At 36.9% G+C, this 23,495-nt stretch carries 15 protein-coding genes; 13 read left to right on the top strand and 2 right to left on the bottom strand.

The genetic code is table 11. The features are described from left to right. Positions 1–10: 10 nt before the first annotated feature. Positions 11–1,630 carry a response regulator transcription factor gene (locus QUG14_RS07430; protein WP_289339880.1) on the top strand — a complete coding sequence of 540 codons (1,620 nt, stop codon included), beginning with the start codon at positions 11–13 and terminating at the stop codon, positions 1,628–1,630. A 132-nt stretch (positions 1,631–1,762) separates the two neighbouring features. Beyond that, positions 1,763–3,244: an ABC transporter substrate-binding protein gene (locus QUG14_RS07425; RefSeq protein ID WP_289339879.1), complete on the top strand. Its 1,482-nt coding sequence runs from the start codon at positions 1,763–1,765 to the stop codon at positions 3,242–3,244. Between the two features lie 67 nt (positions 3,245–3,311). Here QUG14_RS07425 and QUG14_RS07420 read toward each other — a convergent pair. Further along, a protein-coding gene (locus tag QUG14_RS07420; protein ID WP_289339878.1) for an IS3 family transposase occupies positions 3,312–4,474 on the bottom strand; the annotation gives its coding sequence in 2 pieces (ribosomal slippage) (positions 3,312–4,195 and positions 4,195–4,474; 1,164 coding nt in all). A 374-nt stretch (positions 4,475–4,848) separates the two neighbouring features. On the opposite strand from QUG14_RS07420, the gene QUG14_RS07415 reads away from it, so the two are divergent. The 7 genes from QUG14_RS07415 (at position 4,849) to QUG14_RS07385 (ending at position 15,928) form a co-directional block, all read left to right on the top strand. Next, complete coding sequence (locus QUG14_RS07415; RefSeq protein WP_289344091.1) at positions 4,849–5,754, top strand: ABC transporter permease; 906 nt, start codon at positions 4,849–4,851, stop codon at positions 5,752–5,754. 15 nt (positions 5,755–5,769) lie between these two features. Further along, complete coding sequence (locus QUG14_RS07410) at positions 5,770–6,657, top strand: carbohydrate ABC transporter permease (RefSeq protein WP_289339877.1); 888 nt, start codon at positions 5,770–5,772, stop codon at positions 6,655–6,657. Positions 6,658–6,766: 109 nt separating this feature from the next. After that, positions 6,767–7,924, top strand: a complete 1,158-nt coding sequence (locus QUG14_RS07405; protein ID WP_289339876.1) for a serine hydrolase domain-containing protein — start codon at positions 6,767–6,769, stop codon at positions 7,922–7,924. A gap of 98 nt (positions 7,925–8,022) precedes the next feature. Next, a complete protein-coding gene (locus QUG14_RS07400) occupies positions 8,023–8,658 on the top strand; it encodes a YesL family protein (RefSeq protein ID WP_289339875.1) in 636 nt (211 codons plus the stop codon). Positions 8,659–8,861: 203 nt separating this feature from the next. Next, positions 8,862–11,756, top strand: a complete 2,895-nt coding sequence (locus QUG14_RS07395) for an alpha-L-rhamnosidase (protein ID WP_289339874.1) — start codon at positions 8,862–8,864, stop codon at positions 11,754–11,756. A gap of 83 nt (positions 11,757–11,839) precedes the next feature. Then, a complete protein-coding gene (locus tag QUG14_RS07390; protein ID WP_289339873.1) occupies positions 11,840–13,579 on the top strand; it encodes a DUF5605 domain-containing protein in 1,740 nt (579 codons plus the stop codon). Between the two features lie 45 nt (positions 13,580–13,624). Then, positions 13,625–15,928 (top strand): glycoside hydrolase family 3 C-terminal domain-containing protein, encoded by a 2,304-nt coding sequence (locus tag QUG14_RS07385; protein ID WP_289339872.1) that lies wholly within the window; start codon positions 13,625–13,627, stop codon positions 15,926–15,928. 50 nt (positions 15,929–15,978) lie between these two features. Here the strand turns inward: QUG14_RS07385 and QUG14_RS07380 are convergent, their stop codons facing one another. Further along, positions 15,979–17,163 carry a helix-turn-helix domain-containing protein gene (locus tag QUG14_RS07380; RefSeq protein WP_289339871.1) on the bottom strand — a complete coding sequence of 395 codons (1,185 nt, stop codon included), beginning with the start codon at positions 17,161–17,163 and terminating at the stop codon, positions 15,979–15,981. Positions 17,164–17,339: 176 nt separating this feature from the next. Between QUG14_RS07380 and QUG14_RS07375 the strand changes: the two genes are divergently transcribed. The 4 genes from QUG14_RS07375 (at position 17,340) to QUG14_RS07360 (ending at position 23,449) form a co-directional block, all read left to right on the top strand. Then, positions 17,340–18,878 carry a DUF5060 domain-containing protein gene (locus QUG14_RS07375; protein ID WP_289339870.1) on the top strand — a complete coding sequence of 513 codons (1,539 nt, stop codon included), beginning with the start codon at positions 17,340–17,342 and terminating at the stop codon, positions 18,876–18,878. A gap of 41 nt (positions 18,879–18,919) precedes the next feature. Beyond that, positions 18,920–20,308: a glycoside-pentoside-hexuronide (GPH):cation symporter gene (locus QUG14_RS07370; protein WP_289339869.1), complete on the top strand. Its 1,389-nt coding sequence runs from the start codon at positions 18,920–18,922 to the stop codon at positions 20,306–20,308. A 193-nt stretch (positions 20,309–20,501) separates the two neighbouring features. Beyond that, entirely contained in the window at positions 20,502–22,499 is a 1,998-nt protein-coding gene (locus QUG14_RS07365) for a beta-galactosidase (protein WP_289339868.1), read from the top strand. A gap of 44 nt (positions 22,500–22,543) precedes the next feature. Then, positions 22,544–23,449, top strand: coding sequence for an ROK family protein (locus tag QUG14_RS07360; RefSeq protein WP_289339867.1), 906 nt, complete (start codon positions 22,544–22,546; stop codon positions 23,447–23,449). Positions 23,450–23,495 lie beyond the last annotated feature (46 nt).

Raw genomic sequence — 23,495 nt, 5'->3', positions numbered from 1 at the left:
GGTAATGGTTATGAATCAATATCGAGTACTAATTGTTGATGACGAAATTCATTCTATTAGGGGAGTACAAGCTGGAGTCAATTGGGAAAAGCTAGGCATTTCAACTGTATATACAGCCCATAATTTAAGAAGTGCACAGGAGGTATTTCAAAGTAACAAAATTGATCTTTTATTATGTGATATTGAAATGCCCAAAGGGTCAGGTCTTGATCTATTAAAGTGGGTCAGGGAACATTACCCATGTACAGAAGCTGTTTTTTTAACTTGTCATTCCGATTTCAAGTTTGCTAAACAAGCATTGCAGCTAAAAAGCTTTGATTATTTATTAAAACCAATTGATTACCAAGAACTAGAAGAGGTTATCCAAAAGGCTTTAGGGAAAATTCAAAGTGATCGAGAAGTAAAATTGGTTGAAGAATCTTATCTACAATTAAAAACTTCTCACCATAATGTCATTAAAGAAAAATTTTGGCGAGATTTGATTCTACAGGTATTTCCTGCAACGAAAGAGAGTATTGAGAAACAAATGCAGTATTGTAACATCGATTATCCAGTCCATACTTCTTTCCTGCCCATACTTATTCATGTTCAACATTGGAATGAAGAATTGACAAATGAAGAAGAAAAAATAATGAATTATGTCCTTCAAAAAGCAGTGGATGAAGAAATCTTACGTAATGAAAAAGAAGGTTATATGCTGTCTCTTGAAACTGGAAGAGTAATAGTTATAATGCCTTCAGTGAGTTCGATAAACAAAAATGAACAAATGAATATCTGTAATCAGTTCATTTCTCATTTTTCTCATTATTTCCAGTGTGAACTTTGCTGTTATATTGGAAATCAAGTAAAAATCTATGAAGTTTTAGGTATGGTTAATCAGTTGCAGGAAATGGATAAAAATAATGTAACGAAATGTAATCAGACCTTACAATTTAGTAGTGAAAGAAGAGGAACACCTACTATTCCGACAATTCCTGCCGAAGAATGGATGCATTTAATGAAGTGTGGTTCAAAGGATAAACTTTCGAATTCATTAAATGACTATTTTATAAACTGGAAAGAATCGAATAATCATATTACTGCACAATCGCTTCATCTATTTTATCAGGATTTTCTTCAAGGAATTTTCTATGTATTACAAGTAAAAGAAATTCAAGCAAATCAAGTATTCTCACAAAACCTATTAACGGAGAAACCAGAAAAAGTTCTAAAATCGCTAAATTCCCTACATAAATGGGTAATGTATGTAACCGAAGTTGCCATGAATCAGCTTCACCCTCAACAAGAAAAAGAATCCGTAGTGGAAATAGTGAAGCGGTTTATTAAAGACAATATAGGAGAAATGCGATTGTCTAGAGATGAAATCGCGAACTATGTCTATTTAAATCCAGATTATTTAACGAGATTGTTTAAAAAACAAACAGGATTTTCTATTTCCGATTACTTGCAATTGCAACGAATTGAATATGCTAAAAAACTATTAATCGAAACCGATCTGCCTGTTAGTGAAGTTGCCTTATCAGCGGGATATTCCAACTTTTCCTATTTTTCTACTATTTTCAAAAAAATGACTCAACTAAATCCGATGGAATATCGTAAAACGACACTATTATTAGAAAAGTCGGAATAGTGATAATGAAAAGTCGTATTATTGGTAAGTGACTTTTTTTCAATCCCTTATACTAAAAATAGATACTTGATAACGCTTTCAATGAGTGTTGTAGAGTATGGGACATAAAATAAAAGGGGGAAAAAGCAAAACATGAGAAATGGAAAATTATTTGCTAAATTCTTAATGATCCTCATGGCAGTTGTAATCGTATTGGCTGGTTGTTCTTCAAAGGAAAGCAGTTCTACAAAGAATAGTTCTGAATCTAAGGACGGTTCTTATGAAGTAACAATGGCGTATATGAGTTTTACAAATCTCGACGAACTTCAATTGGTTCAAGATGAAATCAACAAGATTGCCAAAGAAAAAATCAATGCAACTGTAAAGCTTATGCCGATTAGCGCTGGTGCTTGGCAGCAGCAATCGCAATTATTGTTAACTGGCAGTGAAAAAATAGACCTGATTCTTTCTTCATCATTCTATGGTTATAACACGAATGCTGTAAAAGGACAGTATGTAGCTCTAGATGATTTACTAAAATCTCATGGTAAAGGCATTTTAGAAGCAGTCCCAGACTATATCTTAGAAGGAAATAAAGTAGGCGGAAAAATTTACGGCATTCCTAGTATGAGAGACTTTGCTTCCTATGCTGGATTTATTATGAGAAAAGATATTGTGGACAAGCATAATATCGATCTTTCTAAAGTCAAAACCGTTGCTGATTTAGAAGAAGTATTTAAAATCGTTAAAGAAAAGGAACCAACATTAACTCCGATTACGAACACTACGATTGGTATCGTTACGGACTTAGTATGGGGAAAATATGATGTATTAGGTGAAAGTCTTGGCGTTATGAAATTTAATGACGACAAGGTTATCAATATGTTCGATGATCCAGCCTATGTTGAAGCAACTAAACTAACTAGAAAGTGGTATGAAGATGGTTATATCTTAAAAGATTCCGCCACATCTACTGAGGCTTCTGTAAATATTGTTAAGGCTGGTAAGGGATTTGGTTATTTCAACCATATGAAGCCAGGCTATGAAGTACAAGAATCAGTGATTGCTGGTCATGAAATGGTATCCGTAAAGTTATCAGATGCATATTCCTTTACAGATGCGTCTACAGGCTTTAACCTTTCTATCTCAAGAAATACACAAAATGCAGAAAAAACTATGGAATTCCTTAATCTACTCTATTCAGATGCAGATGTTATGAATTTACTTGCGAACGGGATTGAAGGGAAGCATTTCGAACTTAAAGATGGTGTTATTTCTACACCAGAGGGTGTTACAGAATCTAAATATGTGTTTAATCAGTGGATGCTTGGAAACAACTTCATAACACATCCTTGGAAAGGAAACTCTCCGGATTATTGGGAAGTAATGAAGGAACATAATGATTCTGCCACACTTTCACCGGCATTTGGTTTTACATTCAATCCAGATGCAGTTAAAACTGAAATTGCTGCTGCTACAAACGTAATGAATGAGTTCAAAAGAGGTCTTGAATCAGGTACGCTTGATCCAGATAAGAGTTTACCTAACTTTAATAAGAAACTGAAGGATGCAGGTTTAGACAAAATAATCGCTGAGAAACAAAAGCAATATGATGAATGGAAGAAAAACAAATAAGAACTAGAATAAGAGAACTAGCTAATTTTGAACTGACCTATTAAAATGAGACAACGAAAAAGCACCATTATGCTGCCTGCTCTCTATACTCAATAGGGGACAGGTAGTTTAATTTAGCCTGAAGTCTTGTTTGATTATAATGGTTAATGAATTTTTCAACTCTTTCGATTACAATATAATTTGTAAGAAACTCTCTTCCTTGAGAGTAGAATTCTTCTGACTTTATGGTGGAGTGGAAGGATTCGATTACGGCATTATCCAAGCAACTGCCTTTCCGGGACATGCTTGTGGTGATGCCTTTTTCTTTTGCTATTCTTTGAAATGAGTGAGACGTGTACTGTGCTCCCTGATCGCTATGAAGTATTAAGTTGCTCGTTTCACGACCTTCTGCAGCGTCCTTTAAAGTATCGATCACTAAAGACACATCTTGGCTGGTACTTATTCGATAAGCGATTATCTCATTATTAAATAAATCCATTATTGAGCTAAGATACAACATAGATTGTCCGAACGGAAGGTAAGTAATATCAGTTACCCATTTTTCATTTGGTCTTGAGGCTTTAAAATTCCTATTTAAATGGTTAGGGACAACTACCTTCATTTCACCAGCTATATTATTTTTACGTTTTGGCTTAACCCGGCATTGCAGATTATATTTTTGCATAATCCGTTGTACAGTATTACGATTAACCTTCCTCTTATAATCGCGTAATAGCCAGGCTCTGACAGTCCGATGGCCAATTAGAAATTTATGGCGTTTACAAATTTCAATGATTTGTTCTTCAAGTTCATTTTTTACTTTTGGGTTCTGATTTTTCCACCTATAGTAAGTTGATCTAGGTATTTCTAAACATTTACACAGTAAGGTAACACTATATTTATCTTTTAATTTTTCTACTAAATTAATTACAGCTTCTGGAACCAACTCCTCTCGATTTCTTGGTACTTTTTTAAAATTTCTAATTGTGCCTTTAAGAACTCATTTTCTCTCTTTAATTGCTCATTTTCGGACAATTCCTCAGTACCTTTTCCATAACTGTATTGTTTGCCAATCCCTTGTGCTAAACGATATTGTTGTCCTTCACGATACCACTTCATCCACCGTTTTATCTGTGTAACATTGGTTATTCCGAACTTTTCCATAATTTCACGATTAGAATACTCACCACTTAATTTCATCTGGATAACAGCCATTTTAACTTCTTCTGAGTAAGCATTTATCTTTCCCATAAGAAAACACCTCCTGAGTTACGTATTATTTAAATACGCTTCAGGGGGTGCTTTTTCCTTTGTCTTATTTAACTAGGTCTCTCCATTTATACCTAGTTCTCTTTTTTTATAGCCTAATCTCAATAAGCAAGCTGAGAACTTAGAAAAGACAAACAAGTTGTCGGAAAAGTCGGATAAACAAAAACGAAAGTCGTAATTCGAATAGTAGGACCCTAGGAACTAGTTTATCATTGGGTTATAACATAGTAATAACAATGAAATGTAAGCGAAAACATTTTATTAGAACAGGGGGATGAGTGATGTCACAAGAAGCTACAGTAAAAACATTGGACACAAAAGTCCAAGTAGTACCAGCGACAAAAGTAAAAAGCAGAATGATTAGATTTAAACGGTATTTACCCCTTTTTATCATGATGGTACCTGGGGTCATTTATCTATTAATCAACAACTATCTACCAATGGCCGGGCTAGCCATTGCTTTCAAAGATGTCAACTACTCTGTAGGGATCTTTGCTAGCGAGTGGATTGGGTTAAAGAACTTTGAATATTTATTTAGTACAAGAGATGCATACGTCATTACCAGAAATACGATTCTTTATAATGGTGCATTTATTATCATTAATACTGTTATAGCAATCGTAGTTGCCATTATGTTAAATGAAATCAAGAATAAACTAGCTAAAAGTTTTTATCAGAGTGTCATTTTACTTCCATTCTTGATCTCAATGGTAATTGTAAGTTATCTAGGTTTTGCTTTTCTAAGTGTGGATGTAGGTTATTTCAATAAAACACTCTTACCAATGCTAGGTCTTGAAGAAATTTCATGGTATTTCGAATCAAAATATTGGCCTTATATTTTAACATTCATCCATATGTGGAAGGGAGTAGGTTTCCTCTGTGTTATCTACCTAGCAGCTATAATTGGGATCGACCAAGAGTACTATGAAGCCGCTACTCTAGATGGAGCTTCTAAACTTCAACAAATTTGGTACATCACAATCCCGTCAATCATGCCAGTCATTGTGATGATGACTTTACTAGCAATCGGGCGAATCTTCTATTCTGATTTTGGATTGTTCTACCAAGTACCAATGAACTCCGGTGCAATTTATGATACGACAAACGTTATTGATACGTACGTTTACCGTGGATTAATCCAACTTGGTGATATTGGAATGTCTGCAGCAGCAGGGTTATATCAATCAATCGTTGGTTTTATTCTTGTACTATTATCGAATTATCTTGTGCGTAGAAAAAATAAAGACAATGCATTATTTTAATGGAGGTGGAATGAAATGTATAAATCTGATCGTATAACACAATATGTTTCACATGTCTTCTTAGCAATCCTTGCGGCCGGTTCCATCATTCCGTTCATCATTTTAGTGGCATCTTCACTTACGGAAGAGGCTTCAATATTGAAAGATGGTTATGCTTTTTGGCCAAAGGAATTTAGTTTAGCAGCCTACGAGTATTTATTTAATAACTCAGCTAGTATTGTAAGAGCATACGGAATTACCGTATTTGTTACAGTGATAGGGACCGTTTCCAGTCTAGCGATTACATCGTTGTTAGCCTATGCGCTATCTCGCCGAGATTTACCATACAGAAACGTTTTCGCTTTCTTTGTATTCTTTACACTATTATTCAACGGTGGGCTAGTCCCAACTTATCTCGTATATACTCAAATCTTTGATGTGAAAAACACTATCTGGGCATTAATCGTACCTGGATTACTAATGAATGGATTTAATGTTTTGTTAATGCGGACATTTTTTATTACCTCCATTCCTGAGCCAGTAATTGAATCTGCTCGAATGGATGGTGCAGGGGAGTTTAGAACATTCTTCTCGATCATTCTTCCACTTTCATTGCCAATTTTAGCTACAATTGGACTGCTTCAAACAATTGGTTATTGGAATGATTGGTTTAATGGATTGATCTATATCACTGAACCGTCGTTATTCAGTATCCAAAACATGTTAAATCGAATGTTACAAGACATTCAATTTTTAGCCACTAGTAATCTAGGATCAAACACAAGTACTGCAGCAGCGCAAATTCCAACAACAGGAGTTCGAATGGCCATTGCCGTAATTGGGGTCTTGCCAATTTTAATTGCCTACCCATTCTTCCAAAAATACTTAGTAAAAGGAATTGCCTTAGGGTCTGTAAAAGGATGATTCTATCGAAAAGTCATTGATAAAATAAATAGCCCCAATTTCAATCGGGGCTATTTATTTTTAAAGATTGGAAAAAAGGAAATTGACTCTTTAGTTGGAGGTTATATCTATGGAAGCATTACACAATCTACGCCAATTATTAAGAAGTTTTGTGGAAAAAGGTCCAGCTGGATGTTCCTGTTCTGTTACTCGAAATGGTGAAACCGTTTTTGAAGATTATGTTGGATTCGCAGATATAGATACAAAAAATCCGATTTCATCTGATACCATTTTCCGGATTTATTCAATGACAAAGGTAGTTACCTGTGTAGCTGCTTTAAAACTTTATGAACGTGGACTATATTTACTATCCGATCCAATTGAGGAATACTTGCCAGAATTTAGTCATCCACAAGTACTTGTGACAGGAGAAAACGGAGAACATACTATAACTCCCGCTACTAGATCAATCACGATTAAAGATTTATTCATGATGACCTCTGGTCTAACTTATGGCTGGGGCGAGACGGAAACCGAACGTCAGGTAAAACTAGCAACTGAGTCATTGGCGAGAAAAAAACAACTGGGTGAAAAAACGGATATCCGTTCACTTACCCAAGCACTAGCTGCTATTCCACTTGCATTCGATCCAGGTACACAATGGCAATATGGATTAAGTCATGATGTGTTAGGAGCATTAATCGAGGTATTATCTGGTAAAAGTTTAGGTCGATTTTTAAAGGATGAAATTTTTGAACCCCTTGCTATGAATGATACATTTTTCAACATTCCAAAAGAGAAACAACACCGTCTCGCAAGCCTTTATATCCGCGATGAAAACGGAAGTTTAACGATAAATACTGAAATGGATGAGCATTTTTCTGCTTATGAAAGCGGCGGTGGCGGGCTGTTTTCAACACTAAGTGATTACAGTCGTTTTGCACACATGCTAGCAAATGATGGCGAATTAGATGGAGTACGAATTATTGGCAGAAAGACAATTGAATTGATGGCAACTAATCACCTTCAACCGGAACATTTTCAGAATTATAATTGGCCAAGACTTGCAGGATATGGCTATGGGTTAGGAGTGCAAGTAATGATGGATCGTCCAGCAGGGGGGAGCAACAGTCCCATTGGTGAATTTGGCTGGAATGGATTAGCTGGCACTTGGGTGACAATTGATCCAAAAGAAAAACTATCCGCAGTGTACATGCAGCAAATGCTTCCAAATTTCGAGGAATATCACCAGCCACGGTTACGTTCAGTTATCTATGGATCCATATAAATCGGTTGGGATACCTGAAACTTTCAAATTCTTATACAATTAATTTAATTAGTCTATCAGTTGAGAGTGGAACAGATGAAAAAAGGGGGCCAAAACTGATGGAAGGTTTTATGAGAGGAATTTATAGTATTTCCGAATGGGTCATGAGACTTATGTATGTTAATATACTTTGGGTTTTATTTACCCTGCTCGGATTAATTGTTTTTGGCTTTTTTCCGTCAACAACAGCGATGTTTACGGTTATACGTAAATGGGTATTGAAGCAGCATGAAATTCCTGTATTTAAAACCTTTTGGTTAACCTACAAAAGTGAATTTTCAAAAAGCAGTTTATTAGGATTAATTATTGTGTGTATTGGTTTTTTTATGTACTCTAATTTAAAGATTATTGATGCGACAACATTACCATCCCTAAAGTTTCTATATATTCCTAACGTAATCGTCATTCTCGTATTTCTGCTGACACTTTTATACATTTTTCCAGTTTTTGTTCATTTTGATGTTGGCGTTAAAGGGATCATTAAAAATGCCTTTTTGTTAATGACCCTTAATCCAATCGCAACGTTTAGTATGTCTATCTTATCTGGATTTATCTTATTCATATTCTATCAATTTCCTGGTCTAATACCATTCTTTAGCGGCAGTTTAATCGGATATTTACTAATGTTTATTAGTAATTATGTGTTTGCTAAAATGGACCAAAAAGCAAATGGGATAGAGGAAACTAAAGCGTAAAAAGTAATTTTGACCAAGCTAGGATTTATTTTCTAGCTCTTTTTTATGGTCAATATCTGAAAAGTCGGATAAACAACAGTAGGAAGTCGTATTTCGAATAGTTTCAAAAAAGGTTGTAACGTAATATAAAGTTAGGGCTCGCTTGATGACTATAATGGTGGTAAAACAATTGTAATGAAAGCGCTATAATTAGGAGGTTTGAAATGATAATTACTAAATTAAGAACAAATCAAATTAAGAATCCCTTGGGTTTTGAGTTCGATCGATTACGTCTTTCATGGGTAACAGAGTCCGCGAATAGTCTGTCTGTTTTTCAAACGGGCGCACAAGTAGAAATTTCCTTAGATGAAAATTTTGAACATATTGTTTTTAATAGCGGAAAAATAATAGAGATTGATAGTCTAGCTTATACACCTGACATTGAATTAAAACCACGAACCAGATATTTTTGGCGAGTAACGGTATGGGGAAATAGTGGAGATCAGGCTACTAGTGATGTCGCTTGGTTTGAAACAGCAAAAATGGACGAGCCATGGCAAGGTCAATGGATTACAGCTAACGTAGATAAGGAAACCCATCCGTTAATCAGAAAAACATTCGATTTGCCAACTCCTATTGCTTCTGCAAGAGCCTATATAAGTGGAGTAGGTTTATATGAACTAGAAATCAATGGAAAAAGAGTCAGTGAAGAATATTTTGCTCCTGGTTATAACGCCTATGACTTCTGGTTACAGTATCAAACCTATGATGTAACTCATTTGTTAACGAGTGGGGATAATGCTGTTGGAATTATGCTAGGCAATGGATGGTACAAAGGTCGTTTTGGTTTTGATGGCGGGTACCACGAATTGTATGGAAGTGAATTTGCACTAATTGCAGAAATCATTGTCACCTTAGCGGATGGTTCAGAGGTAACGATTGCTTCTAATCAAGAATGGAAGAGTGCTCCGGCACCGATTACATTCAGTGGTATTTATGATGGAGAGGTTTATGACGCTAATCTAGAGCAAGAAAATTGGACATTGGCGGACTTTGACGATAGCAAGTGGACAAGTGTACGTTTCACAAAGGTCAATACAGAACGATTCCAAGCACGGATTAGTCTTCCCGTAAAAATAATGGAAGAGAGAAAACCGATTGAGATTATACATACACCAGCCGGAGAAACTGTTTTGGATTTTGGGCAGGTAATGACTGGCTGGGTACGGTTTAGAACCAATGCACCAAAAGGAACCAAACTTCAGCTTGAGTACGGTGAAATTCTCCAGAATGATTGTTTTTATCGAGATAACCTCCGTACAGCAAAGGCAGAGCACATATACATTTCAGATGGAAGTGAACGAGAAGTCCAACCTCACTTTACCTTTTATGGCTTTCGATATGTAAAACTGACTGGTTATGAGGGAGATATCAATGTTGACGACTTTACCGGATGTGTTCTTTATAGTGAGATTGAAGAAATAGGGAATGTTGAAACTTCAAACCCATTGGTTAATCAATTATTCCATAACGCCAAATGGGGACAAAAGGGGAACTTCTTGGAAGTCCCAACTGATTGTCCACAGCGTGATGAACGGATGGGATGGACAGGGGATGCTCAAGTATTTGCCCCCACTGCCTGCTTTAATATGTATTCACCAGCTTTTTTCAAAAAGTATATGTTCGATTTACGCGAAGAACAAAAAAGATTAGGTGGATCTGTTCCGTTTACAGTACCGGTTGTAAAACCAAAGGATGGTAATCAATTTATTGGCGGTCATGGCTCTGCGGCTTGGGGGGATGCGGCCACGGTCATTCCATGGACATTATACCTGCATTATGGTGACAAAGAATTGCTACGTCAACAGTTCGATACGATGAAGGACTGGGTAGATTACATTAAGAGAATGGATGAGGAATCAGGCGGAAAGAGATTGTGGAAAGTAGGATTCCATTTTGGCGACTGGCTCTCACAAGATGGGCCAGATCCACAAAGCCCTATGGGAGGAACAGACTCCTATTACATTGCATCTGCATATTATTGTTACTCTGCACAACTTGTATCAAAAGCTGCAGCGGTTCTTGGTAATCTAGAATTAGCAAAAGAATATAGGAATCTCGTAAATGAGATTAAAGAAGCCATAAAGAATGAATACTTTACCCCAAATGGAAGAAGTGCTATTAACACGCAAACCGCGATGATTGTTGCACTTTATATGGATTTGATCCCGGAAAACTTCCGTCCAAGAGTTATAGAAGATTTGAGGATAAAGCTTCGTGAAGACAATATGCATTTAAAAACAGGATTTGTCGGGACTCCTTATTTCTGTAACGTTCTATCGGAAAATGGAGCCAATGACGCGGCCTACACCTTATTGTTGAATGATGACTTCCCAAGTTGGTTATATGCCGTTAAATTAGGCGCAACTACGATTTGGGAAAGATGGAATTCAGTTCTTCCGGACGGTTCGATTAGTGGAACAGACATGAATTCACTAAATCACTATGCGTATGGATCCATAGCTGAGTGGATGTATCAGCATATGTGCGGCATTAATCCTGTAGAGGATGCACCTGGATTCAAAAAGATTAAACTTAGTCCAAAACCTTACGGAAAACTTCAATATGCGAAGGCAACGCTAAATTCTGCATCAGGAAAGATTGAGAGCGGATGGGAGATCAAAGAGGACGGGGCATTGTCATTCACCTTTATTGTTCCATTTAATACAACCGCAAATGTGATCCTCCCAGATGCAGCCTTTGAATCAATAAAAGTAAACGGTGTCAATCTAGTTGATAGCACGATTGCTGCAGGGCAAAATGGTGAGCAGGTACATTGTGAACTTGTGGCAGGTAGGTATGTGTTCGAATATAAGCCTGCAAAAAGCTATATCCTGACCTTTAGTACAAATAATAGTTTAAAGGAACTTCTAGAAAATGATGTAACGAGGGAGATTTTTGAAGAGGAACTCCCAGAAATAGCTGGTAATATACTCGTGAAAGCTAGATTTTTAGAAAAATCACTAAGAGAATTAACACAAGTACCTCTATTTAAATCATTGGCACCCACTGAAAAATTAGATGAATTAGATGAACGATTGCTTCTAGTTCGCCAGTAATGTAGATTGGGCGTGCTGCTATTCAACCTGAGGCTGTAGTAGCACGGTGAATCTTAACTATTCTATTAAAAGGAGTACATGCGATGTTTTTCACTCAAGATACTAAAATTGGTTACATTTTGGCAAGTCCAGAAGGCAGAGAAATACTATTAAAGCATGCACCCGAACTGAAGGATTCTCCGTACATATTTTTTACTAAAATGAGAAGTTTATCAGATTATGTGACAGTCAATCAGTCGATTAACCGGTCAGAGGATTGGTTGAGAACAGTGATGAATGAACTGTCTTCAGTAGAATATGAAGTCGATACGAATACAGAAATACTTCCTTTATCCAATTACGAATCAGATCGTATTCCTGAGGGTTCAGCTACGATTGTCTCACCAGTATCTGTTGGTAAATGGGACGTATTCGAAATTGAATTAAACGGACCCAGCCATGGAAATCCATTTGTGGATGTTGCCATTTCTGCGCAATTCTCGTGCAATGGATACAGCGTTGACATAAACGGTTTCTATGATGACAATGGGACATATAAAATCCGGTTTATGCCTGAAAAGGAAGGGCAATGGACGTACCAGACAAAGAGTAATGCACGTTCATTGAATGGTATAGAAGGACAGTTTACGTGTGGTCCAGCAAATGATAAGAATCACGGACAGGTGAGGGTTGCTGATACGTTTCATTTTACCTATAGCGATGGAACCCGTTATTTACCGGTGGGAACAACCTGTTATGCATGGACCCAGCAACCAAATGAACTCCAAGAGCAAACGCTAACTACCTTATCTGAAGGTCCATTCAATAAGATGAGGATGTGTATTTTTCCGAAGGCTTATTTATTCAACGAAAACGAGCCCATTCACTATCCCTTTGAAGGTTCATTAGAAGATGGGTTTGATTATACTAGATTCAACCCAGCATTCTTCCAGCATCTAGACCAACGAATTGCAGAACTTAAAAAGTTAGGCATTGAAGCCGATTTGATTCTCTTCCATGCATATGATCGTTGGGGCTTTTCAGAAATGGGCAAGTCTGCTGACGATCGATATTTAAAATACGTAACTGCCCGATTATCTGCTTTTTCAAATGTGTGGTGGTCCCTTGCCAACGAATACGATTTAATGTGGTCGAAGGAAGAGGAGGATTGGGAACGATTCGCGAGCATCGTAACCAATCATGATCCATATAACCATCTTATCTCGGTTCATAACTGCTTTAAATTCTATGATTATACAAAACCTTGGGTTACACATTGCAGTGTCCAAAGGGTTGATGTCTATCGAACATCAGAAAATACAGATGAGTGGCGAAAACAATGGGGTAAGCCAGTGGTGATTGATGAATGCGGTTATGAAGGGAATATCAATATGGGCTGGGGAAACATTCCTGGTCAGGAAATGGTTCGTAGATTTTGGGAAGGTGCGATTCGAGGTGGGTACGTTGGCCATGGTGAAACGTATTTGCATCCAGAAGATATACTTTGGTGGTCAAAAGGCGGCGAACTTCACGGAACCAGTCCCTCAAGAATAGGATTCCTTCGGAAAATTGTTGAACAATCACCAAATGGGATACTAAACCCAATAGTCTCAGAATGGGATGCTCCAGCAGCGGGCATTGTTGACAAATTTTACTTATATTATTACGGCTTTAATCAGCCAAGTTACCGTGAATTTACCATGTCACCGGGAATTCAGTATAAAGTAGACGTCATAGATACTTGGAATATGACAATCGAGGAACAAAACGGTACATTTGAAGGCAACTTCAGAATCGAACTACCGGCCCGACAATACATGGCCATTCGGTTGACGGCAGTTTAATTCTTGGATTTTTGAAAAATGAATATTAAAAGGAGATGATTATTAATGAAACGTGACATTAAACAGTTGATTAACGAAATGACACTTGAAGAAAAAGCGAGTCTTTGTTCTGGCTTGAACTTTTGGAGATTAAAAGGAGTAGAGAGATTAGGAATCCCATCAATTATGGTAACAGATGGACCTCATGGTTTACGTAAACAAGGCGGAAGCGGTGACCACTTGGGAATTTACCAGAGCGTTCCTGCTACCTGCTTTCCTTCTGCTGTTGGTCTTGCAAGTACCTGGAACCGGACACTTATTGAAAAAGTAGGAATTGCTTTAGGTGAAGAGTGTCAGGCAGAAGACGTTTCTGTCTTGCTTGGACCTGGTGCCAATATCAAACGTTCACCGCTTTGTGGACGAAACTTTGAGTATTTTTCAGAAGATCCTTATCTTTCTTCAGAGATGGCATCCAATCATGTAAAAGGCGTTCAAAGCCAGGGAGTGGGAACCTCCTTAAAACACTTTGCGGTTAACAATCAGGAACACCGCCGCATGTCAGTAGATGCGATTGTCGATGAAAGAACATTAAGAGAAATCTATCTTGCTAGCTTTGAAAATGTTGTAAAACAATCGCAGCCTTGGACAGTTATGTGTTCCTATAACAAAGTTAATGGCGAATATGCCTCAGAAAACAAAACTCTATTAACAGATATCCTAAAGGATGAATGGGGCTTTGAAGGCTTTGTCGTTTCAGACTGGGGCGCAGTGAATGAGCGGGCACATGGTCTTGAAGCGGGGCTAGAGTTGGAAATGCCTTCTAGTAATGGACTTGGTGATAGAAAAATAGTAGCCGCTGTAAAAAATGGTCAACTGTCCGAACAAACCCTTGATCAAGCGGTTGAACGACTCTTACGCATCATTTTTATGGCCGCTGATAACAAAAAGGAAAATGCCTCTTATGATAAGGAAGTTCACCATAAACTTGCTAAGGAAGCAGCGACAGAAAGTATGGTACTACTGAAAAATGACGATAAAATCTTACCATTGAAAAAAGAGGGAAAAGTCGCGATTATCGGAGAGTTTGCTGTAAAACCTAGGTACCAAGGCGGCGGAAGTTCTCATATTAATCCTACAAAATTAGAAAATATTTATGAGGAAATTGAAAAGGCTGCTTCAGGGGTAGAGGTTCGTTATGCAAAAGGGTACGATTTAAAAAGTGATAGTATTGACGAACAGTTAATAGAAGAAGCGAAAGAAGTAGCAAATCAAGCTGATAGAGCAGTTTTATTCGTTGGTTTGCCAGATCGCTATGAATCAGAAGGTTATGATCGTGAACATTTACGAATTCCAAATAATCATCTAGCCCTAATTGAAGCTATTGCAGAAGTTCAACCTAATCTTGTCGTCGTTCTGAGTAATGGTGCCCCGATTGAAATGTCTTGGCTTCCTAAAGTAAAAGGATTGCTTGAAGGATATTTAGGTGGGCAGGCACTCGGCGGTGCAATTGCTGACTTATTATTTGGAAATGAAAGTCCAAGTGGTAAATTAGCAGAAACATTCCCACAAGCCTTAAGTCATAATCCTTCTTATCTTAACTTCCCAGGGGAAGAAGATAAAGTAGAATACAAAGAAGGGTTATTTGTTGGATACCGTTATTACGATACAAAAGGGATTGAGCCGTTATTCCCATTTGGATATGGATTAAGCTATACCAATTTCGAGTACTCCAATCTAGTAATCAATAAAGCTGAAATACTAGATACAGAGGAAGTAGAAGTTTCTGTTACGGTAAAAAACACTGGAGATGTAACCGGAAAGGAAATTGTCCAGTTATACGTACGAGATGTAAAGAGCACTGTGATTAGACCTGTAAAAGAACTAAAGGGCTTTGAAAAAGTTGAATTACAGCCGGGCGAGGAAAGAACTGTTACTTTTACTTTAGATAAACGTGCATTTGCTTACTACAATGTTGAATTAAAGGACTGGCATGTTGAAAGCGGTTTGTTTGAAATATTAGTAGGTAAATCCTCAGCTGAAATTATTTTAGATGGAACAGTTAATGTAAAGTCAACGGTTGCACTAATTAAATTGGTTCACCGCAATACTACAATTGGTGACTTAATGGCTAATCCCATCCTAGCACCGATTACCAAAGAAATGCTTGCAAAAGCAAACGAAGGAAGCCCGTTTGCAAACATGTCCGAGGATTCAGATGGATATGAAATGTTTGAAGCCATGATGAAATTTATGCCATTACGGGCAATGGTTTCATTCAACTCAGAAAAGTTTACTGATGATTTATTAAATAACTTAATAGAAGACCTTAATCAAGCACTAAAGAATTCTTCAATGGTTCAAACTGTTTAAATTGAATGGAAAAAGAAAGCCTGTCGGAAATCGACAGGTTTTCTTCTTATTCAGGATGGTTTTATTATAAAATTATTTTTGAATTGTTTTGGTGTAACACCTGTTAATTTCTTAAATACTTTAATAAAGTAACTTTGGTCGTGAAAATTTAACACGGAATAAATTTCACTTATGCTTAGGTCGGAATAAACGATGAGGTTTTTGGCCTCTTCAATTTTCTTGCGCTGAATAAAGGCTTTCAAGGTCTCTCCTGTCTCTTCTTTAAATTTATTAGAAAGATAGGAGGGGCTAATATTCAGCTGTTTGGCAATCGATTCTAATGTCAATTCTTCATATAAATGATTGAAAATGTAATCCTGACATAAGAGAATCGTTTTGGTGAAATGGGAACGATTTGCTTTTACAACTCTTTCAGTAAAGTCAATTAAAATCTCTTCCAAAAGTTTAACGATAGAATCGATATTTTTTAATTCTTCAATATGCTGGATATAGGAATCACTTAAATTATATGCAATCTCTGGATAAAGCCCTCCCTCCATTGCAGCCCTTGTTGCAAGGGTAATGACAGTGATTAATAGATTTTTCTTGTTTCTAAGTGAATCCTTTTTGGATAAAGTACCATAAATACCTTCTTGGGAGTGAAGTTTTAGATAATAAAGCATTTTCTCTTTATTCCCCATTTGAAGATGCTGCCAGATTTTCTTTTCTGCAAGAAAAGAACTATGGTAATCACTATTCTCGCGTTGTTCCATTATCTTTAATTCGATAATATCAGGTGTTGGAGATGTATTTAACTCTTCGTTATCCTGTTTAATTTGGTTTAATGATAATGTTTTTTTATAAAAAAGATAGTGAAGTAATATCCCCATGTTAAACAGGTGGTTTGTAGCAGATGGTATTTGATTATCTTGAGGATCTAATGTATTGGTCGAAAAGAAGTTGTCTGCATTCGGCCAAAGAATGATCCGTTCATCGTTTTTTCCTGGATAGGGTAATAAAACAATTGTATCATTTCGATTGTTTATATAAACTATCTGGATTTGTTTAGTTAACGGGATTGAAAAAAAGTGGTTAATTAATGTTTTTGTTACTTTCTTTCGATCAACTAAGGAAGAATACATATTATTAAAGGTCCGGACTATTTCCTGATCTTTTTTTATGAAGAAGATTGGTATGTTTGTCGTGTTATATACTAATTTACAAGCTGTTTCAATCTCTGTTTGGGTTAGATTCATAGTTATATTTCCCCTCTAAAAAATACTGAAAAATACTATTTTTCCTTAAATATTACCATAAATTATATCACGAACTAATTATACTGTAAGTAAGTAAACCGGTTACATAAATAAAAAAGTTTAGTTGATTTTTTGTATTGTGAACAGAATAATAAATTAGAAAAGGAGATGATCAAATGGAGATTGTTTCTCAGAATGTCGAACGTTGGAATAGAGTTGAAATTTCACTTAATGGGCCTCAAGTAGGAAATCCATTTTTAGAAGTTTCATTAGAAGCTGATTTTACCTTTAAACAGAGAGAGATTTCAGTTAGAGGATTTTACGATGGTAATGGAGTTTACAAAATCCGGTTTATGCCAGATGAGCCAGGTCAATGGTCGTTTATGACCAGGAGCAATCAAGGAGAACTTGATAATCTAAAAGGGAATTTTACTTGTGTAGAAGCTAGTGGTACAAATCACGGTCCTGTTAGAGTTTCGAATGAAACCCATTTTGCCTTTGAGGATGGCAAGCCATTTTATCCTTTTGGAACAACTAGTTATGTTTGGAATCATCAATCAGAAGAGTTGCAGAAAGAAACGATATTAACATTAAATGAAAGCCCATTCAATAAAATTCGGATGTGTGTTTTTCCAAAATACTATGAATATAACACAGCAGAACCTGCTCTTTATCCTTTTGTTGGTGAGCAAAAAAAGTTATATTCCGGCACATTTGATTTCACTGATTGGATGGTGAAAGAAAGCGGTTTCGATTTTGAAAGATTTAACCCTCAATTCTTTCAAAAATTAGAACAGCAAATTGATATATTGCAGAAACTAGGGATTGAAGTGGATTTGATTTTGTTTCATCCATACGATCACTGGGGATTTGCTTCAATGGGGAAAGAGAATGATTTGCGTTATTTAAAATATATTATCGCAAGGCTAGGATCTTTCCGGAATATCTGGTGGTCAATGGCAAATGAATATGACCTGATGGATTTAGCGCAACAGAAAAAGAAGGATGCTTGGGATGAACTAATTCAATGTGTCGTGGATGAAGATTCCTATCAACATCCAATCTCAATACATAATTGGCATAATCCGCCCGTACACGCGGTCAATAATAGCCATTGGTATGACCATACAAAAGAAAATATCAGCCACGTAAGTATTCAGCACGATAATCTGTTTTTTGTTCCAAAGTGGCATGAAACCTACAAAAAACCAATTTTGATTGATGAGTGTCGTTATGAAGGCAATATAAATAACGGCTGGGGCAATATGAATGGGAAAAAAATGGTTCAGCAGTTTTGGGAAGGTGTATGCCGCGGAGCATATGTGACACATGGTGAAACGTACCTAAATGAAAACAATATTGTTTGGTGGTCTCACGGTGGGAAGTTAATCGGTGAAAGTCCAGAGAGAATCCGTTTCTTACGAAAGCTTATAGAAGAAGGTGGGCCAAAGCGATTATCGCCACTGGGTGCCGAGAGTTCTCATTGGGAAGTGGCAGCTGGTATTTCTGATGATTCTTATGTACTCATATACTTTGGTGACAGTCAGCCGATTTTTAAAGTGTTTGAGTTTTTACCAGAGAGGGCAGAATTCCAAGGCGACCTAATCGATACCTGGAATATGACCATTACCCCACTCGAGAAAGCGGTTACGAACCAAACTGTAATTGAATTACCTGGACAACCTTATATGGCATTAAGACTTATTAGAAAATAACAAAAAATGCAAACGTTTTTACTATCTTGGGAGGGAAAATCATGGCTGTAAGAGAAAGAGATTTACATAAAATGCAGCAAACAACAGGCACCAATCAAAAAATGTCCTTATTAGAAAAAGTAAGTTACGGTTTAGGAGACACCGGTTCCAACCTAATTTACACCGTTATTACCACGTACTTAACCTATTACTTTACTGATATATACGGACTAGAGGCTGCTGCTGTTGGTACGTTAATGCTAGTTGCTAGATTTGTAGATATGATTGACAGTCCAATCTTTGGTATTTTAATCGATAAAACCAATACAAGATGGGGAAAATCACGCCCTTGGATTTTATGGTCTAGTATTCCATTTACAATCGTTTCTATTTTATTGTTTATGGGCCCTGAATTAAGTGCTTCTGGTAAATTGGCCTATGCTTACATCTTTTATATTACAGCGAATGTGTTATATGCGGCTGTAAATAACCCATTAACCACGATGCTTCCAAGTATGTCAAGTAATGTTCAAGAAAGAACGGTTGCCAATGTGTTCCGTATGTTTGGCGGACAATTTGGCGGGTTAATTGTTAACTTATCACTATTACCACTTGTTGCTTATTTTGGTGCTGGCAATCAGCAAAAAGGTTTCTTCTACGCAATGACAGTATTCTCTCTAATGGGACTAATCCTGTTTTTTGTTACATTCTTTAACACAAGAGAACGTGTTCAAAATATCTCAGGTAACGAATCGATTCCTGTAAAAGAAAGTTTAAAAGCAATTAAAGGAAATCGTCCTTGGTATGCAGTTTCCCTATTGGGTATCGTCTTCTTTATGTTGTATATCATGAAATTGTCTGCTGGTATTTATTACATTACTTACAACATCGGTAAGCCTGAAATCATTTCTACCGTCAACACTCTTGCGATGTGTTCACTTGTAGGTATTTTGGCAGTACCTTTCTTAACAAAAAAATTTAGCAAAGTACTCTTAATTAATACTGGTATTGCTATCAATATCATTGGTCAAATCATCATCTATATGGGTGGAGATAGTGTACCAATGATCATTACTGGAACTATCATTGGATCTATCGGTATGGGATTACCGGCAGGATTACTATTTACCTTAATGGCAGATACCGTTGACTATGGGGAGTGGAAATCGGGAATCCGTGCTCAAGGTATCCTTGTATCTGCAGCAGGTATTGGAATTAAATTAGGTTCTGGTCTTGGCGGTGCAATCCCGGCTTGGTTACTTGCTGCTGGCGGTTACGTAGCCAATCAACAGCAAAGTGATTCTGCGCTTCTAATGATCTCTCTTAGTTACATTTGGCTGCCAATTATTTTTAGCGTTGTATCCATTCTTATTATGGCCTTTGTTTATAAGTGGGAAAAACCGCATCATGAAATTGTGTCTGAATTGGAAGCAAGAAGAGCTCAAAGATAATGATTTAGAATTAAAGTTTATGGAGCCGTTTCTCGTAGGAAATGGCTCCATTTCCTTTCGGTATGTTCTTTAAGTAAAGTAGTTTTATTCATAAAAATACCACTTTTCTTTAATAAGTACCATAAATATATTATTAATTTAACTATTATTAAAAGTAATAAAGCGTTTTCTTAGTTTCGAAGGAGGAGAAATTATGGCAGACAAAATATTATATGGAGTCGCATACTACGATGAATATATGCCTTATGAAAGATTAGAAGAAGATATTCGAATGATGAAAGAAGCTGGGATTAATGTTGTCCGGATTGCCGAATCAACATGGAGTACACATGAACCGCAAAATGGAGTGTTCGATTTCACTTCTGTCGATCGCGTTTTAGATGCGATGCACAAAGCTGATATTAAGGTGATTGTTGGGACACCGACGTATGCTGTACCTACCTGGCTAGTTAAACAGCATCCTGACGTCCTAGCAACTACAAAAAATGGACCAGGTAAATATGGTGCAAGACAAATCATGGATATCACAAATCCCGTCTATTTATTTCATGCCGAGCGGATTATTCGAAAATTAATCAACCATGTTAAGGACCATCCAGCTGTTATAGGCTTCCAGGTTGATAATGAAACAAAACATTATGGAACTGCTGGAGATAATGTTCAATTTCAATTTATTAAGTATCTAAAAGAGAAATTTACTACCATTGAAGAACTTAATAAAGCTTATGGTTTGTCGTATTGGAGCAATCGAATCAATAGCTGGGAGGACACTCCTTCAATGGTTGGGACCATCAACGGCAGTCTGGGTTCTGAGTTTGCTAAGTTTCAGAGAAAATTAGTAACAGACTTTTTGGCTTGGCAGGTAAGTATTGTGAAGGAATACAGCCAATCCCACCAATTCGTCACCCATAATTTTGATTTTGAATGGCGTGGATATTCCTATGGAATTCAGCCAGATGTTGACCATTATGAGGCATCTCTAGCAATGGATATTACCGGAATTGATGTCTATCATCCTTCTCAAAGCCAATTGACAGGAGTAGAGATTTCATATTGTGGCGATATTGCCCGTTCGACAAAGAATACAAACTATTATGTGCTTGAAACCGAAGCACAAGCATTTAAAAATTGGACACCGTATCCTGGACAACTTCGACTACAAGCCTATAGCCATCTAGCCTCTGGCGCAGATATGGTTGCATACTGGCATTGGCATTCGATTCATAATTCTGCTGAAACGTATTGGAAAGGCTTACTAAGCCATGATTTCAAACCAAATCCTGTTTACAATGAGGCAAAAGTAATAGGGGCAGAATTAAAGGAATTATCTCAGCACCTTGTTCATTTGAAAAAACAAAACAAAGTTGCTTTTGTCATTAGCAATGAAAGCTATACGAGCATCGAGTGGTTTCCATTCGCGGCAGACAAAAACTATAACGATGTCTTTAGAGTTTTATATGATCAATTGTATAAGATGAACATTGAATGCGATGTAATTAATCCTAGTTTTACGGAATTGAAGGACTATGATTTATTAATTGTTCCTTCCCTCTATTCCGTGAAGGATGAATTTTTACATCGATTGAATGATTTTGTTAGGGATGGCGGCCATGCAATCTATACATTTAAGAGCGGTTTTACGAATGAAAATGTTCAAGTTCGGACTGTTACTCAACCAGGTATCATCTCGGCTGCCTGTGGTGTGGAATATAGTCTTTTTGTAGAGCCAGAGCAAACGGGCTTAAGGGGATCTTTAATCGAAGTGGATTCATCAAAACAACCTGTAAAGGATTGGATGGAATTGCTGACACCGACGACAGCTGAGGTTTTAGCTTATTATGATCATCTTCATTGGGGTAAATATGCAGCGATTACCCACAATCAGTATGGAAAAGGTACGGCTACCTATATAGGGTTCTTCCCAAGCGAAACGGTTGTTGCTAGCGTGCTAGCTTTTGTTACTAGTAAAATTCCTGCCCTTGAAAAAGCAAGCATTGAGTTCCCGGTAATCACAAAAACAGGGATAAACCAATTTGGAAGAACAATTCGGTATTACTTAAACTACTCAAACGAAGTTAAAACGATTCGTTACCCCTATGCTTCAGGCACGGAATTAATCATGAATAAAGAAATAACTGAAGGGGACACTCTCGAAATAAAACCATGGAACTTATTCATTATAGAATCATAGTGTTCATAAGGTAACTTAAATTAAAGGCAGAAGGAGAAATAATTATGTATTTAGTAATCGACATAGGGGGTACCTTTGCTAAATATGCACTGATGGATGCAGCAGGAAATATAAAAGCAAAAGGAAAACGGCCAACAGCAAGAACGAATTTAACTGAATTCGAAAATGTTATTGATTCAATTATTGACGACCATGATTTAAGTACCATTAATGGAATTGCTATTAGTTGTCCCGGGACGATTGATGTGGATACAGGCATGATTTATTACGGTGGTTCGTTCCCTTTTTTACATGAAGTAAATTTAGTAAAACGACTTAAGGAAAAGTACGCAAAAGATGTTTACATTGAAAACGATGGAAAGTGTGCTGCATTAGCAGAACTTTGGCTCGGAAGTGTGAAGGATGCGAATGATTCTATTGTATTGGTACTTGGTACTGGAATTGGAGGAGGCATTATCATTGATAAAAAACTCCACCGTGGCGTTCAACTCTCTGCAGGCGAAGTCAGTTATGTGATGAATCAAATTGATCCATTAACTAGAAAAGCACAATTTTTTGGCTTAGAATGTTCTGCCGTTGAAATGATCCGAAAGATTGCCGAAATCAAGGAACTCGAAGATCCCACAGATGGAGAAAGAGTCTTTGAATATATTAAGCAACACGATGAGGAAGCGAATGCTATTTTTAATGAATATTGTATTCATTTAGCAACACAAATTTTAAATCTGCAATATATCTTAGATCCGGAAGTTTTTGCAATTGGCGGCGGGATTAGTGCTCAGCCAATTTTACTAGAACGGATTCATTGGGCACTTGGAGAAGTAAAAAGGGTCAACCCAATGCATATGGCGAATCCAACGATTGTTGCCTGTCAGTTCCAAAATGATGCAAACCTTTATGGGGCACTTTATCATTTCTTTGTTAGTAAAGAAAAACGAATTGTGAAGTAATATTGCCACAAACGGTGAAAAAGTAAAAGAGAAGTCCCTATCCTAT

Source organism: Neobacillus sp. CF12, from assembly GCF_030348765.1.
In the GTDB taxonomy this organism is placed as follows: Bacteria; Bacillota; Bacilli; order Bacillales; family Cytobacillaceae; genus Neobacillus.
Note: the sequence above shows the minus strand (reverse complement) of the source record. Positions and strands in the feature narration are given on the sequence as shown.